1 pseudogene is annotated in these 524 nt (G+C 32.3%); it reads right to left on the bottom strand.

The features are described from left to right. Positions 1-245, bottom strand: a pseudogene (locus ELS83_RS21835) (transposase domain-containing protein); the annotation flags it as partial. Between the last annotated feature and the right edge of the window lie 279 nt (positions 246-524).

The following is a 524-nucleotide window of genomic DNA, read 5'->3' as shown; positions in this document are numbered from 1 at the left end:
ATTTTGATATAAGTTTCATCCATTTTCCACGAATAGAAGGACTGTCTATTTTTCTTTTTCCAGAGATGATAGAGCACTTTACTGTATTCTTGTACCCAACGATAAATAGTTGTGTGACAAACGTTAATCCCACGATCATAAAGGAGTTATTGAATTTCACGATAGCTTAGATTGTAACGTAGATAATAACCAACAGCGACAATAATCACATCTTTTTGAAATTGTTTACCTTTAAAATAGTTCATTGATATATCCTCGCTGTCATTTTTATTCATTTTACACTAAAATAGACTTATCAGAAAACTTTGCAACAGAACCAAAATAATCATACTAAAGTCCTTATTTTTATTTAGAAACAATCACGGTTCAATAGAGTATACTCTATTGAACTATTTTTAGTTAGTGGTATAATAGGTATTGCAGGTGTTCAATAGACTGGCTGATCTTCGAACAAGTTCTCAGCTTCCGGTTTTACTAAGAATTTGCTTCCATTCAGGCACGATTTATCCTGATGCAAATAGGGC

The sequence above is a fragment of the Marinifilum caeruleilacunae genome (assembly GCF_013141825.1).
Lineage (GTDB): Bacteria > Bacteroidota > Bacteroidia > Bacteroidales > Marinifilaceae > Marinifilum > Marinifilum caeruleilacunae.
The sequence above is the reverse complement of the archived record's forward strand: the minus strand, read 5'-3'. Positions and strand labels throughout refer to the sequence as shown.